Origin of the sequence: Jiella soli (genome assembly GCF_020615385.1) — a bacterium.
Taxonomy (GTDB): domain Bacteria; phylum Pseudomonadota; class Alphaproteobacteria; order Rhizobiales; family Rhizobiaceae; genus VKMB-3413.
The window spans coordinates 122,347-136,692 of record NZ_JAJAVB010000016.1; the positions used below are offsets into that span (position 1 = coordinate 122,347).

The 14,346-nt window shown below is 66.5% G+C and carries 15 protein-coding genes and 1 tRNA gene; 9 read left to right on the forward strand and 7 right to left on the reverse strand.

The window, feature by feature from the left end; translation table 11 throughout:
• Positions 1–68 precede the first annotated feature (68 nt).
• Positions 69–752, forward strand: a complete 684-nt coding sequence (locus LH400_RS10065; protein WP_229152544.1) for a GntR family transcriptional regulator — start codon at positions 69–71, stop codon at positions 750–752.
• A gap of 151 nt (positions 753–903) precedes the next feature.
• On the opposite strand, the gene LH400_RS10070 is transcribed toward LH400_RS10065, so the two are convergent.
• The 5 genes from LH400_RS10070 to LH400_RS10090 form a co-directional block, all read right to left on the reverse strand.
• A complete protein-coding gene (locus tag LH400_RS10070; protein WP_229152545.1) occupies positions 904–1,536 on the reverse strand; it encodes a hypothetical protein in 633 nt (210 codons plus the stop codon).
• Between the two features lie 178 nt (positions 1,537–1,714).
• Entirely contained in the window at positions 1,715–1,861 is a 147-nt protein-coding gene (locus tag LH400_RS10075; protein WP_229152546.1) for an ABC transporter, read from the reverse strand.
• Positions 1,862–2,482: 621 nt separating this feature from the next.
• Positions 2,483–2,983: a hypothetical protein gene (locus LH400_RS10080; RefSeq protein WP_229152547.1), complete on the reverse strand. Its 501-nt coding sequence runs from the start codon at positions 2,981–2,983 to the stop codon at positions 2,483–2,485.
• Positions 2,984–3,231: 248 nt separating this feature from the next.
• Positions 3,232–3,594, reverse strand: a complete 363-nt coding sequence (locus tag LH400_RS10085) for a hypothetical protein (RefSeq protein WP_229152548.1) — start codon at positions 3,592–3,594, stop codon at positions 3,232–3,234.
• A gap of 182 nt (positions 3,595–3,776) precedes the next feature.
• Positions 3,777–4,127: an I78 family peptidase inhibitor gene (locus tag LH400_RS10090; protein ID WP_229152549.1), complete on the reverse strand. Its 351-nt coding sequence runs from the start codon at positions 4,125–4,127 to the stop codon at positions 3,777–3,779.
• A 302-nt stretch (positions 4,128–4,429) separates the two neighbouring features.
• Here LH400_RS10090 and LH400_RS10095 point away from each other — a divergent pair, with 302 nt between their 5' ends.
• The 6 genes from LH400_RS10095 to LH400_RS10120 all read left to right on the forward strand — a co-directional run bounded on the left by LH400_RS10095 (position 4,430) and on the right by LH400_RS10120 (position 9,981).
• Positions 4,430–4,996: an NnrU family protein gene (locus LH400_RS10095; protein WP_229152550.1), complete on the forward strand. Its 567-nt coding sequence runs from the start codon at positions 4,430–4,432 to the stop codon at positions 4,994–4,996.
• Between the two features lie 169 nt (positions 4,997–5,165).
• Complete coding sequence (locus LH400_RS10100) at positions 5,166–6,179, forward strand: tetratricopeptide repeat protein (RefSeq protein WP_229152551.1); 1,014 nt, start codon at positions 5,166–5,168, stop codon at positions 6,177–6,179.
• A gap of 47 nt (positions 6,180–6,226) precedes the next feature.
• Positions 6,227–7,651: a ribosome biogenesis GTPase Der gene (gene der, locus LH400_RS10105; protein ID WP_229152552.1), complete on the forward strand. Its 1,425-nt coding sequence runs from the start codon at positions 6,227–6,229 to the stop codon at positions 7,649–7,651.
• 136 nt (positions 7,652–7,787) lie between these two features.
• The gene (locus tag LH400_RS10110) at positions 7,788–8,951 is read left to right on the forward strand and encodes a cell wall hydrolase (protein WP_229152553.1); all 1,164 of its coding nucleotides are present in this window, start codon (positions 7,788–7,790) and stop codon (positions 8,949–8,951) included.
• 189 nt (positions 8,952–9,140) lie between these two features.
• Positions 9,141–9,779, forward strand: coding sequence for a bifunctional 4-hydroxy-2-oxoglutarate aldolase/2-dehydro-3-deoxy-phosphogluconate aldolase (eda, locus tag LH400_RS10115; protein WP_229152554.1), 639 nt, complete (start codon positions 9,141–9,143; stop codon positions 9,777–9,779).
• A 127-nt stretch (positions 9,780–9,906) separates the two neighbouring features.
• Positions 9,907–9,981 (forward strand) — tRNA-Gly (locus tag LH400_RS10120).
• Between the two features lie 263 nt (positions 9,982–10,244).
• Here the strand turns inward: LH400_RS10120 and ctrA are convergent.
• The gene (gene ctrA, locus LH400_RS10125; protein WP_229152555.1) at positions 10,245–10,937 is read right to left on the reverse strand and encodes a response regulator transcription factor CtrA; all 693 of its coding nucleotides are present in this window, start codon (positions 10,935–10,937) and stop codon (positions 10,245–10,247) included.
• 365 nt (positions 10,938–11,302) lie between these two features.
• On the opposite strand from ctrA, the gene LH400_RS10130 reads away from it, so the two are divergent.
• Together LH400_RS10130 and LH400_RS10135 are read left to right on the forward strand one after the other, a co-directional pair.
• Positions 11,303–11,671 carry a flagellar export protein FliJ gene (locus LH400_RS10130; RefSeq protein ID WP_370638368.1) on the forward strand — a complete coding sequence of 123 codons (369 nt, stop codon included), beginning with the start codon at positions 11,303–11,305 and terminating at the stop codon, positions 11,669–11,671.
• A 195-nt stretch (positions 11,672–11,866) separates the two neighbouring features.
• Positions 11,867–12,817 carry a Gfo/Idh/MocA family protein gene (locus tag LH400_RS10135; protein ID WP_229152556.1) on the forward strand — a complete coding sequence of 317 codons (951 nt, stop codon included), beginning with the start codon at positions 11,867–11,869 and terminating at the stop codon, positions 12,815–12,817.
• A 42-nt stretch (positions 12,818–12,859) separates the two neighbouring features.
• Here LH400_RS10135 and mnmA read toward each other — a convergent pair whose 3' ends face one another.
• Positions 12,860–14,032, reverse strand: coding sequence for a tRNA 2-thiouridine(34) synthase MnmA (mnmA, locus tag LH400_RS10140; RefSeq protein ID WP_229152683.1), 1,173 nt, complete (start codon positions 14,030–14,032; stop codon positions 12,860–12,862).
• Positions 14,033–14,346 lie beyond the last annotated feature (314 nt).

Below are 14,346 nucleotides of genomic sequence, written 5' to 3' on the forward strand. Positions count from 1 at the left end.
CGCAGGCATCCTTCGTCTCCGAGCCTTTGCCCGATGGCCGGCCGCGAGGGGAGGGCGCCGCGACCGCTGTGCCCACCGCACGCAACGGCCAAGGCCAAGGGCGGCGCAAGGCCCAGACGATAAGGGACGCGCTGGAGCAGGAGATCGTCACCGGCCTCCTCGGGGCCGGCGAGCGGCTGGACGAATCCGCGCTCGCCGCCCGGTTCGCGGTGTCGCGCACGCCGATCCGAGAAGCGATCAACCAGCTCGCTTCGGCCGGGCTGATCGCGCACATCCCCAATCGCGGCGCCTTCGTCCGCCAGGTGGGGCTGGCCGAGCTTGTCGAGATGTTCGAGGTGATGGCGGAGCTCGAGGGGATGGCTGGACGGCTTGCGGCGCGGCGTGCCGATGCCGGCGCACTGCTGCGGCTGAGGGAGGCGCTGGGCGCCTGCGAGGCGGCCGCGAAGGCCGACGATCCCGACAGCTACTATTATGAAAACGAACGCTTCCACCACCTGATCTACGGCGCCTGCGGCAATGCTTTTCTGGCAGGCGAGGCGCAGCGGCTGCATCAGCGCCTGAAGGCGTTCCGCCGGCTGCAGCTGCGGGTGCCGAAGCGCATGCGCGATTCGCTTGCCGAGCACGAGCGGATCGTCGCCGCCATCGCGGCGGGCGAGGGCGAGCGGGCCGAGCGGGAGCTGCGCAGCCACATCTCGGTGCAGGGCGAGCGATTCGCCGACCTCGTGGCGAGCATCAAGACGCCGGCGCTCTAAAGACGCCCGGAAGGCCTGTGCCTTCGCCTCCGCCACTTCTATCACAAGCTCTCGTCAAACGACGAAAGCCCGGCGCGCGAGGCACCGGGCTTTGGAAGCGAGTGACGAAAGGAAGGAGGCGGCCCCCCTTGGGCCGGCTGAGGCGATCGCCTCAGCTGTTCATCTTCTTCAGCTCGGTCACGTATTCCTTGGGGAAGAGAACCGAGTTCGGCGTCTTCAGGCCCATATGCTGGGCGATCTCGCCGATCCAGCTGCTGCAATTGTAGAGGACGGCGTGCCAGAGCGGGCTGTCCTTCTGGCGCTTGTGGATATAGGCGGCGACGTCCCGATACTGCGCCTCCGTCAGCGGGATCGTGAACTGTGCCGTCATATACGCCTGTTCACTGTCGCCGTCGCTGGGGCCGGTCTCGGATGGGACCGGCAGGACGTGGCCGATCGTATAGGGAACGTTGCTGCTCGTCGCCGGATGCAGGCCTGCGATTTCGGCCATGTCGGGGCGGAGCACGCCGTTCCTGTCCATCGGGACGCGGCCTTGCTCGTCGCGCTTGCCGAAGATGACGAAGGAATGGCCGTAGCTCATCGCCGAGCGCGAGCGGAAGGAAATGAAATAGGGCTTGGCGACCTTCTCGTCGGCTGTCGGCGCATAGGCGCTCGGCTTGATCAGCGAGGAGGGCGAGGTGATCGGCGCGCCAGCCGTCATGGTGTTCGACGAGCCGGTCGTGCAGCCGGCCGTGGCGACGGTCAGAAGGGCGACCGCAGCGAGTCTGACGAGGGGAGAAACCATAAGTCTCGCCTTTCAAGGGTTCGCCGTACCAAGCCACTCTCATGTGGCGATACGACCAACGAGGGGCTTTGAGCCCGAAACACACATCGTCCGGCACGCACGCCGGCTTTTGGAAAGACGCAGATATCGAGGAGGCTTGAGGGAGGGTCGAATGACGCCTCCCCCAAGCAAGAGGGCATTAGCCCTTGGTGACGTAGGCCGGCTCTTCGTACACGGGCTGAGCGACCGGAGCCTTGCCCTTGCCCTTGCCGATGCCCTTGCCCATGCAACCTGCGAAGGTTGCGAGGGCGAAGCACGCGACCGATGCGATGATGATTTTCTTCATGGTGATACCTATCAGTCTCTGACGGTTGATGCCGCAGTTCAAGATCCCGACGCGATTGCGGCCGGTGCGTCGGCAACCTGTTGCCAAAAAGCGCTAGCAGCAAGTGCGAGAAAGCCACACCGAACTGCGAACGTTCGAATGGTTTCACGACAAGCTTAACGGCTGGTTACCCGCCGAAACGACCTCTCGTCAACCTTTTGAAAAATATTGATAATTTTCTGTTCCTGTGAAACCAGCCGAAGCTGTCGGCGCTGTGCCATCCACGCCTCAACTCTTGTAAATTCGCGTTACGAGCCGGGAGGATAGGCGCCGTGCCCGCTGCCTGCCCCCGTCGACCTTCGAAGACGCGGCATGTCGAATCATGGTTTGATCTTCAATGCCGCCAAGCAACCGTTGCGAGGCGAAACGAAATAAGCAGCGGATGGCCAGGATCGGATCAGTGGCGCGAAACCCGCCTCCGCGCGTTACCGGCGCCATCCTTGCGCGGGAGACCATGCGCATCGCTCGGCCGTGAAGCTGCATAATCGTCGCCAGGAAGACTCCGTGATCGCCCCTTGGTCTGCCTTTTCCAAGACATCCGAGAGGGCCAAGGACGTCCGCGTCGCTGTCGCGACGGGGGGATCAGCCGTTGATCACGTCCCTCGCTTCGCGGACGGCTTCGATGTTCTGGGAGATGATCATCGGGCGCTCGAGGGCGATGAGGGTCTCGGCGGGAGTGCCGGAAGCGGCTGCGAAGGCCGAGGCGAGTTCGGTGCGCGTCGTCTCGCAACTGTCGTAGGCGGTCTCGGCGATGACCTCTTCCGGCGATTGCTGCTGCAGCATCTTGACGCTTTCGTCGTAATTGCAGAACGCGTCGTTCCGCAGCGCGCGATCCAGGGACTGGGGCAGCGAGCCGTACTTCTCCTCGATGACCGCCTTCCGCTCGGCGAAATTGTTCAGATAGGTTTTGCGGAGCGCCAGCCTGCACTGCGCGTAGACGAGCTCGCCCGGCCGCATCAGAAGCGACTGGCAGTGCGCGTCGTCTTCGGGGGCACTCAGCTTGAACGCCTCTTCGATCTTGGCATCCGACGTACATCCGGCGAGGAGGAGGGCGGCTGCGAGGGCCGGGACTATGAGGTTCATGCCTCACCTTTTCGTAGAGGGTTGCCGCAAGGGCGCGGCGGATCGCTGTTGGCGTCGTCCATAGAAGATAGGGGCAATGCGAACCAGCCCGCCTCCGCTCGGCTCGCGCGCTCCGCCCGTGCCTTGCCTGCGGCCGAACGCAGCGCATGCTGGTTGAGGCAAGAATTCGGGCGAAGCTGTGGCAGATAGTGTTCGCAGCGCCTCGCCGATCCGGTGCCGCAAACGAAAAGGAGGGCCGCCCGCCGGGATCAGTCCCCGTCGAGGCTGCGGCGAACGGCTTCCTTGAGGGCGTCGGTCAACGACTTGGCGGCGCAGGTGCGCGTGGGATTGACCGTCGCCTGTTGCGCAAGGTCGTCGGAGCCGAGCGGGCAGACCTCCGCGGCGACATCCTCAGGCACCCGCACCGTCAGCGGAATGTCGGAGATCTTGCGGGAAAGATCGGAGGCAAGCTGCGTCTTTACCGCCCAGTCGCCGAGCGAGACTTCGACGCCCTGTTCGCGGGCAATTTCGGCCGGGTCTTCCGGCTGTGCCGCCGCGGGATGAACGGCGCCGCCGAAAGCGATCACCGCGAGTGCGGCGGTCGCCCAGAGATCGCGCCAACAGATCGACATGGATTCCGTCTCCTTCGATTTTCCGTCCTGAAAGCGCTTCGCCCCCGATCGCGTTCCCGATCGGGCGCTTCATCGCTTGCGGGAGACGTTTCCCCGCAAGCGATAGCCTGGCTCCCGCAGGCGATGGTCAGGTCAAGACCGCGATACTACGCCGGCCTTGCGACAACAGGCTTTCAGCGGCATCAGCCGCAGCGCACTGCCGTGATCCGGTTCTGGTTGTCGGTGTCGAGATTGAGGCGGCCGGGCTCGAATTCCTGTGTCACCGGCTGGCCCGGGAAGAGGACCCGCACATTCTCGGCCCCGGTCGCTTCCTTGGCGGCGTCCGTCGCCTCGACATTGGCAAGGCGTCCCACCAGGAACTGCGCGGCCCCGGCATTGCACGTCCCGGCGGCGGCGGGTCCCGTCGCTTGCGGCGTTCCCGCCGGTGGCGGAAGCTGCGATGCCGGCCCGGCCGGGGCCGTCCGCTCGCTCGTGCTGCAACCTGCCGAAAGCATCAGTCCGGCCATGGCTGCCAGCGCGATCGTTCGTCTCATCCGTTCGTCCTCTTCGGTTTTCTGTTCATCTGGCCGGTCATCGACCCGCCGACCGGTTCTCGACGCCGCCAGCTGCGACGGCCCATGGTAGGCAGCCTGCGCCGATGGGGAAACCCCACCGATCCATTGGCAGCACCGCGTTTCGTAGGGCGGGGGCGCGATCGCGGTTGCATCAAAGCCATGGCCGCGTCGCGACAGATGTCCGCGGGCCTTCAAATCCGCTCGTCATTGTCCCGCAATCTTGCGATGGTCTTCCGGGCAGGGCCGATGCCGGCCGTGCTGGCCGAAAAGGGTAATCGAACATGCTGGTGCTGATCGCGGGATTGGTTCTTTTCCTCAGCGTTCATTCCGTCCGGATCTTCGTGGAGTCCGGACGCAATCGCGTGATCGCAAAGCTGGGCGAGCAGCGCTTCAAGGGCGTCTATTCGGTCATTTCCCTGATCGGGCTCGTGCTTCTCGTCTATGGCTACGGCCTTGCCCGCGAGAGCGCCGTCGCGGTCTACGATCCTCCAGCGGGTCTTCGCCATGTCGCACTCATCCTGGTGCCGATCGCCTTCGTGCTCGTCGCCGCCGCCTATACCCCGCCCGGCCATATCAAGGCCGCGGTGCGCCATCCGATGGTGCTCGGCGTCGCCCTGTGGGCCTTCGCCCATCTTCTCGCCAATGGCACCGATGCCGATCTCGTCCTCTTCGGCGCCTTTTTCGTCTGGGCCGTCCTCGACTATCTAAGCGCCATCAGGCGCGGGGCTGCTGCAGGTCCCGCCAGCGTTCGCGGCGACATCCTGGCCGTGGTCGCCGGCCTTCTTCTGGCGGCAATCTTCCTCGGCGGACTGCACGGATGGCTGTTCGGCGTCTCGCCTCTGCCCTGACCGACCGACCGGCGGCTCTTTCAACGGCGCGAAAAATCGTTAGAAGACGCGGAGGATCGGCACGGGCGCCGGGTTTTCGGGCTGACTGTGCCGCCGAAGTCACCACCGGCCGGTCCACAGGCCGGACGACCCGCCCGATGGAAGTGATGGGCCCGATGAGAGTGATGGAATGAGCGACGACCATTTTTTCCGCGAGGTGAGCGAGGAGCTCCGTCAGGACCGCGTCAGGGCGGTCTGGACGCGCTTCGGTGCCTATCTCCTGGGCGCGGCCGTGCTCGTGGTGCTGGTGACCGCCGCCATCGTCGGCTGGAACCACTATCAGACCGTTCAGGCGAACGCCGCCGGCGACCGCTATCTCGCGGCGATCGATCTCGCCAAGAACGACAAGCGCGACGAAGCCCTCGCCGCGCTCCGCACCATCGCCGAAGGGGACGTCGGGCCCTATCCGGACCTCGCGCGCATGAGCATCGCGTCGATCCTGTCCGATCAAGGCAAGCAGGCCGAGGCTGTGGCCGCCTTCGACCAGGTCGCGGCCGACGGCGGCGCGCCGCAGACGCTGCGCGACATGGCCTCGGTGCGTTCCGCCTATATTCTCGTCGACACCGGCACACTGGAAGAGGTCCGCAGCCATGTGGAGCGCCTGACCGGCGACAGCGAGCCGCTGCGCTTTCCCGCCCGAGAGGCGCTGGCGCTCGCCGCCTGGAAGGCCGGCGACATCGACACCGCCAAGTCGCTCTTCGGAAAGCTCGCCGACGACACGGGCACGCCGAGCGGCATGGCAAGCCGGGCACGGCTGATGCTGGACCTGATCGCCGGAGGGCAGTCGGCACCGTCCGCGGCTTCGGCCGCCGGCGCGGATGCCGCCGGGACCGCGGAACCGCAGGCGACCACTTCCGCGACGCCGGCCCCGAACGCTGCCGCCGGCGATGCGCCGGCAGGCGTCGCGACCGAAGGCGACAATGCCGCAGCACCCGGCGATGCCGCGATGTCCGCCGGCGATGCAGGCACGCCGACGATGCCGACCACGGATCTCGGCGTGACGTCCGCAGGCGGCGCCGACGAGCCGGCAGCCCCGGCAGCCCCGGAAGCCACGACTGCTCCGTCCGAGGACCAGCCGGCGGAAGCGCCGGCCACAGACCAATCCTCCGCGACTGGCGCTTCGCCTGCGCCGGGAGCAAACTGATCGAGACGCGCCCGACCGCCGGGCAAGGTAGGAGCCCGAAAACCGGCATGGTCACCATCGCCATCATCGGCCGGCCCAATGTCGGCAAGTCGACCCTGTTCAACCGCCTCGTCGGCAAGCGCCTGGCGCTGGTCGACGACCGGCCGGGCGTCACGCGCGACCGCCGTTCGGGCGACGCCGCGCTGATGGACCTCGAATTCGAGATCGTCGACACGGCCGGCCTCGAGGAGGCCGGCGCCGACACGCTCGAGGGCCGCATGCGGGCGCAGACCGAGGCCGCGATCGCTATGGCCGACCTCTCGCTCTTCATGGTCGACGCCAAGCACGGGCTCACGCCGCAGGATACGTTCTTCGCCGACCTTCTGCGGCGCAGGGGCGGCAAGGTCGTGCTCGTCGCCAACAAGGCCGAGGCGCGCGGCGCCGATGCCGGGCTGCTCGACTCCTATGCGCTGGGGCTCGGCGAGCCGGTTGCGATCTCCGCCGAGCACGGCGAGGGGATGGGCGATCTCAGGGACGCCATCGTCGAGGCGCTCGGGCCGGAGACCTTCGCCGACGAGGCGGAGAGCGAAGAGGATGCTGAGGATGCCGGCGTCGCGGCGGCCAAGGGCGAGGAAGGCGAGGAGGCCGAGCCCGCCTACGATCCGACCAGGCCGCTCAGAATGGCGATCGTCGGCCGGCCGAACGCCGGCAAGTCGACGCTGATCAACCGGTTCCTCGGCGAGGACCGGATGTTGACCGGGCCCGAGGCCGGGATCACCCGCGATTCCATTTCGGTCGAATGGGAATGGCGCGGGCGCAGGATCAAGGTCTTCGACACGGCCGGTCTCCGGCGCAAGGCGCGCATCCAGGAGAAGCTGGAGAAGCTGTCGGTCGCCGACGCGCTTCGCGCGATCCGCTTCGCCGAGGTGGTGGTGATCGTGCTCGACGTGACCATCCCCTTCGAGCGCCAGGACCTGTCGATCGTCGACCTCGTGGTGCGCGAAGGCCGCGCGCCGGTGATCGCCTTCAACAAATGGGACCTTGTCGAGGACCGTCAGGCCCTGCTCGCCGAGCTGCGCGAGAAGACCGACCGGCTGCTGCCGCAGGCGCGCGGCATCAAGGCGGTGACCGTGTCGGGCGAGACCGGCGAGGGGATTGATCGGCTGATGCGGGCTGTGAGCGAGACCCATGAAGTCTGGAACAAACGCGTGACGACCGCCAAGCTGAATCAGTGGCTCGACAAGATGGTCGCGCATCATCCGCCGCCGGCCGTCGCCGGCAGGCGAGTGAACGTAAAGTATATGACGCAGATAAAGTCGCGGCCACCGACCTTCATCGTCTCGACGTCGCGGCCCGAGGCGCTGGGCGCGTCCTATACCCGCTATCTTATCAACGGGTTACGCGAGACGTTCGGGCTCTTCGGGGTGCCGATCCGGCTGGCTCTCCGCAAGCCGGACAATCCTTATGCGTCGAAGCGGAAGCGCACGTCTTGAAATCACCACAGTCTATTAACCAAAGAACAAGGTTAATGGGGGATGTTCGTTGACATCTGTGGAACTGGTGTAAAAGCGCGGGGGCGTAATGGCGGCAGAGGGGTCGAAGATTGGACGCCGAATGGGGCGACGTCCGATGACGAGAAACTTCGCACGGCGCGGCGCGATAGTCGGTGTCTGCGGCTTGGCCGTTGTCGCGATCTCGACCACGCGGATCAGCCATCAGGACAATCCTGCGGCCGGTGAAAGCGTGGCGGTAGAACGCGCCGAAACGCAGTCGGTTCCGATCCTTGCGAAGACGCATCTGGACCAGCGCGTGGCGGCCTCTGTGTCCGCCACCCGCGAGGCGGCCGCCAGCATGGCCCAGGCGACCGGCATCCGCCTCGTCGAACCGCCCCGCCAGGTTCCGATGAAGCCGCGCATCGTCCGCGACGGCAAGGGCGGCCGGGTGGTTGCCGGCTCGCCGAACAGCGCGCTGCCGCCGCGCGGCTTTTCCGCCGGATCCATCCTGGAGCGCCAGAGCCTTCTCGGCCCCCGTGTGGTCGGCGGCGAAGAGCGCATCCGCAGCGCCTTCTCCAAGGTCTCGCAGAGCACGAAGGATGCGATGACCGTCGCCATGAACTTCCAGCTCCAGGGCACGCCCGGCGACCTTCGCGGCGGCGGGCAGCAGGGCGGGAGCGACAGCGCGGTGATGCTCGCCTCGCTGAAGCCGGACGCCGGCCAGCCGCCGGTCGACGGCACCAACGCCCTCGGCTATGCGCCGAGCGGACCGGAGACGCGCACCTCCACGCTGTTCGAGACGATCCTGAAGGAACAGCCGCAGGCCTTCATTCCGCCGGTGTCGGGCGACGATCACGACTGGGCGGCGACGCCGCTGCCGCAGACTGCCTTCTCCGACAAGGAGCAGGCCTGTCTCGCCACCGGCATCTATTTCGAGGCGCGCGGCGAGAACTCGATGGGCCAGGCCGCGGTCGGCCAGGTGATCCTCAACCGGGTCCGCAATCCGGCCTTCCCCGATACGATCTGCGGTGTCGTCTACCAGAACAAGAACTGGCACAATCGCTGCCAGTTCTCCTTCGCCTGCGACGGCGCGCGCGACCGCGTGCGCGATAAGGACTCCTTCGCCAAGGCCCAGCAGATCGCCGGGCAGGTGACCCGGGGCGAGATCTGGATCAACGAGGTCGGGTCGGCGACGCATTATCACGCGAACTATGTGCGTCCCCGCTGGGCGAGCGCCATGGAGAAGGTCGACAAGATCGGCAAGCACGTCTTCTACCGCACCTATAACGGCGGCTGGTAAGGCCTTCCGTTTGGTATGAAAGCAGCCGGTTCGCCCGATGGGCGCATCGGCGAAGATGGGGCCGGCGCCGCCTTGATGCGGCAGGCCCGCCCGCCGCGAGAAGCGGCCATGCGCCGGCCGGCCTTTCCCCCGCCGCCGGAAATGCGCTAGAGCCCCGCGTGAGACATCCAATCACGACAGGCGGCGACGATGGCGCAGAACAAGACGCGACTCCTCGAAATCCTGAAAGGCCAGCCGGTCGTCCCGGTGGTCGCCGTGGAGAGCGTCCGCGAGGGCGTGGAGCTTGCCCGCGCGCTCGCGGCCGGCGGCCTCAGATCGATCGAGGTGACGCTTCGCACGCCCGCCGCGCTCGACGCCATCAAGGCGATCGTCGCCGAAGTGCCCGAGACCGTCTGCGGGGCCGGCACGATCCTCTCGCCGAAGCATTTCGAGGCGGCGGAGAAGGCCGGTGCGCAATATATCGTCTCGCCGGGTGCGACGATGGAACTGCTCGATGCCGCCCGCTCGTCCGACGTGCCGCTCCTGCCGGGCGCGGCGACGCCGAGCGAGATGATGGCGATGATCGAGGAGGGCTACGAGGTCCTCAAATTCTTCCCGGCCGAACAGGTCGGCGGCGCCAAGCTGTTGAAATCGGTCGCGCCGGTCTTCCCGCAGCTCCGCTTCTGCCCGACCGGCGGCGTTTCCATGGCGAATGTCGGCGAATATTTCGCGCTGGCCAATGTCGTCTGCGTCGGCGGCTCCTGGGTCGCGCCGAAGGACAAGGTCGCGGCCGGCGACTGGGCCGCGATCGAGGCACTGGCCCGCGAGGCGAGCGCGCTGAGAGGCTGAGACAAGAGGTCCCGGATCCCCGAGACCGGACCTCCCAAGGCGCGGGCTCCGGATGGCCCCCGTCGACGATGAGCCGATCGAATTCGGCTTGACGGCGGCCCCGCCCATCGGCAATGTCGCCGCCAGCGCGGGTGTAGTTCAGTGGTAGAACGCAAGCTTCCCAAGCTTGATGTCGTGGGTTCGATCCCCATCGCCCGCTCCATAGTTTCAAAAATTCTGTGACGTGAATACGCGGCCGCGCGGTGGCTGCTGGGTTGGGCCTGCCTGACCGCGATGGCTCCACCGCTCCGCCCCGCCCGTCTCACGTGATGCGGGGGCGATTGGCGTCCTGATCGCGCCTGCGTCCCCTTTGCTTCCCGCCGCCTTCCGGCCAAAGAAAAACCCGCCGCGGAGAACCGGGCGGGCTGTGACCATTCGTTGGAGGCGCCGGCGTAGGGCGGCGCCCCGGGGGAGGGGAGGGCCTCCTCAGGCCGCCTTGACCTCGTCGGGCTCGCGCAGCACGTAGCCGCGGCCCCAGACCGTCTCGATGTAGTTCTTGCCGTCGGTGGCCGTGGCGAGCTTCTTGCGCAGCTTGCAGATGAAGACGTCGATGATCTTCAGCTCCGGCTCGTCCATGCCGCCATAGAGATGGTTGAGGAACATCTCCTTGGTCAGCGTCGTGCCCTTGCGGAGCGAGAGGAGCTCCAGCATGGCGTATTCCTTGCCGGTCAGGTGCACGCGCTGGCCGTTGACCTCGACCGTCTTGGCGTCGAGATTGACGGTCAGGTCGCCGGTGTTGATCACCGACTGCGCATGGCCCTTGGAGCGGCGGACGATGGCGTGGATGCGGGCGACCAGCTCGTCCTTGTGGAACGGCTTGGTCATGTAGTCGTCGGCGCCGAAGCCGAGACCGCGTACCTTGTCCTCGATGCCGGCCATGCCCGAGAGGATCAGGATCGGCGTCTTCACCTTCGACAGGCGCAGAGTCCGCAGGACCTCATAGCCGGACATGTCGGGCAGGTTGAGATCAAGAAGAATCAGGTCGTAGTCATAGAGCTTGCCGAGATCGACGCCCTCTTCCCCCAGATCGGTGGTGTAGACGTTGAAGCTTTCGGACTTGAGCATCAGCTCGATGCTCTGGGCGACGGCGCTGTCGTCTTCGATCAAAAGAACGCGCATGAGAAGTTCCTCTCAGCCAGCCGAGCCGAACTGGGGTCTTTCGGCAAAGCTATCGTTGTCAAATTTCGGCCCAAACTGGCACCAAATGGTTAACAAATCCTCCTGGCCCGTCATGGACCCAGGCCGCGGCCGAAGCTGCGGACTGGTCGAAGGCTCGGTCGATCCGGACGGACCACCGCCTGAAGTGGCGGTCCGTTGCGACTGATGTTTCCGGTTTACCCAGCCTTAAACCCTCGTCCCTATGATTAACCGTGCGCGTAAACAGACGGTTAAGAGGCATAGTTCGCGAGCCTTGCCCGAAACCCGATGACGCGGTGTTCCAGCGTGTTCCGCCCTGGCGGAGCCGCGAGTTGAGGATGTGGGTCATGAAGCGGGACAATTTGGTGCGGCTGACGCGGTTCAAGGTGCTGGAAAAGCGCCGGCAGGTCGAACAGCTCGAACTCATGCTGGCAGAATTCTCCCGCATGGCGTCCGAGCTCGACGCCCAGATCGGCAGCGAGGAGAAGAAGGCGGGAATCAGCGACGTCAATCACTTCGCCTATCCGACCTTCGCCAAGGCAGCGCGCCTTCGCCGCGACAATTTGATGAATTCGGTCAAGGATCTGAAGGTCCAGATCAACGCTGCGCGACTGTCGCTGGAAGAGGCCGAGGCCGAACTCAGCAACGCCGAGAAGCTCGAGCAGCGCGACGGGCTGCGCGACGATCAGGACGAGCGGCGCTCGGCCATCGCCTGATATAAGCGCGCCTTTAAGGCGGCGGGCTTTCGCCCCGGCGGTTGCCGCCGCCGCTCAGCTTGAGCACCGGGCCGGGCGAGGGCGGGGATGAACCCGCCCGCCAGCCGCATCGAGGCGGCGGGGAGCCCCGCGCTTGCCGCAGGGCCGGCGCTTCGTTAGACGCGGACACGTCGGAAATCCTTCGCGTGGACGAACATGCAACCAAGACTCGCCGTCATCGGATGTGGACAATGGGGCCAGAACCATGTCCGCACGCTTTCTGAGATCGGCGCACTCGTCGCCGTCGCCGACCGCAACATTGAACGCGCCGAAGCTTTCGCCGACCGTTACGGCGTTGCGGCGCTGGAGCCGGAGGCGGCGATCGAGAGCCGCGAGATTGACGCGCTGGTTCTGGCGCTGCCCGCCTCGGTCCAGGGCGAGATGGCCCGTGCGGCCTTTGCCTCCGGCAAGGACGTCCTGATCGAGAAGCCGATCTCGCTCGATCCCGCCGACGCCGAAGCGACGGCCGCCGCAGCCAGGGCGGCCGGGCGGCTGATGATGGTCGGCCATGTCGTGCGCTTCCATCCGGTGTTCCAGCGGCTCTGCGCCGTCGTGGCGGAGGGGCGGATCGGCACGGTCCGCCACCTGATCGCCAATCGCATGGGGCTGGGGCGCTTCCTCGGCATGGACGTGGTCTGGGACCTCGCCCCGCACGATCTGTCGCTGATTCTGCACCTTGCGGGTTCGCTGCCGACGGAGATCCACAGCCGGCGACGCATCGTCCTCAGCGACGAGACCGATATCGCCGACATTGAGCTCGACTTCGCCGGCGGCCTGAAGGCCGAGGTGCATGTCTCGCGGGTGTCGCCTTATCGCGACCGCCGCTTCTCCGTAATCGGGACGGAGGGCATGCTGACCTTCGACGATCTCGCGCCGGAAGGCGAGAAGCTCGGTCTCTACGAACACAAGGTCTGGCGCAGCGGCGAGGGCTTCGCCTTCGAGAACGCGCCCGTCACCTTTCTGCCGACCGAGCCGGGCCTGCCGCTCGACCGCGAACTCCGGCACTTCATCGACTGCGTTGAACATCGCCGTGAACCCGACACCGGACCGGTGGAAGCGGTCGAGACGGTGCGGATCCTCGCCGAGGCCTCCCCGCTGAAGGATTGAGGATGCCGGCGCCGGCCGGAGGGCGGAGGGACCTGTGGCCCCTCAGCCTGCGGCGCAAAGAACTTCGGGGTCCTGCGGAACACTTGCGGGGCGAATCGTCTCGGTGATGATTCCGCCGCCGAGCACCTGCGCCCCGGCGCCTTCGCCATCATAGAAGACGCAGGCCTGGCCGGGCGCGACGCCGCTCTCGCCGCCGGAAAGCTCCACCTGCCAGTCGGCCTCGCCGCCGCGGATGCGCGCCGGCACCGGCGGCCGCGTCGAGCGGACGCGCGCGAAGATCTCCGTTCCCGCTTCGGCAAGCTCGCCGGGCGAACGCGGGCCGAGCCAGTTCACCTCGCGCAGCCTCAGCCGGCGGGTGAGCAGCGCTTCGCGCGGGCCGACCGTGACCGTCGCCGTCTTCGAATTGATCGCCACGACATAGAGCGGCTCGCCGGCGGCGACGCCGATGCCGCGGCGCTGGCCGATGGTGAAGGCGAGAATGCCTTCGTGCCGCCCGAGCTTGCGCCCGTCGAGATGGACGATGTCGCCCGGTTCGCCGGCCTCGGGCCTCAGCTTGCGGATGACGTCAGTGTAGCGGCCCTTGGCAACGAAGCAGATGTCCTGGCTGTCCGGCTTCGCGGCGATGGCGAGCCCGTGCTTCTCGGCGAGCGCCCGGGTCTCGGGCTTGGTCAGCCGTCCGAGCGGGAAGCGCAGGAAGTCGAGCTGGTCCTGCGTCGTGCCATAGAGGAAATAGCTCTGGTCCCGGTCGATGTCGCGCGGCCGGAACATCGCCCGATGCGCGCCGGCAAGGCGGCTGTCGATATAGTGGCCCGTGGCGAGCGCATCAGCGCCGAGATCGCGCGCGGTGTCGAGGAGGTCGCGGAACTTGACGGTCTGATTGCAGGCGACGCAGGGGATCGGCGTCTCGCCAGAAAGATAGCTCTCCGCGAACGGGTCGATCACGGCGCGGCGGAAGCGCTCCTCATAGTCGAGGACGTAATGGTCGATGCCGAGCGTCTCGGCGACGCGGCGTGCATCGTCGATGTCCTGTCCGGCGCAGCATGCCCCCGCGCGCCGCGGGGCTGAACCCGAATCATAGAGCTGTAGCGTGATGCCGACGACGTCGTAGCCCTCGTCCTTGAGGATCGCCGCGACGACCGACGAGTCGACGCCGCCGGACATGGCGACGACGACGCGCGTCGCGGCGGGCGCGGTCGGAAGGTCAAGGCTGTTCATCATGGGCGGCCTCAACGGCATTCTGAGACTGGCTGGACACCGGTTTCTAGCGATTCCGGCGTGAAACGCAAAACCCCGGCCTCGAAAGGAGGCGCCGGCGCCGGGCCTTTCCTCGCGGTCCTTGCGAAGGAGAAGCGTCGCCGCCGCGTCCGCGATCCTGACGGACCGTTTCCTGAAGTCGAGATGGGAATTGCCGGGCGCCATTGCGATGGGCGCGATTTGAATCGTGTTCTTATCGAAACCTTACGCGGGGCTTGACGGATTTTTAAAAGCGACCGGACTACGGTCAGTGACGATTAGGTCTTTGAGTGGTG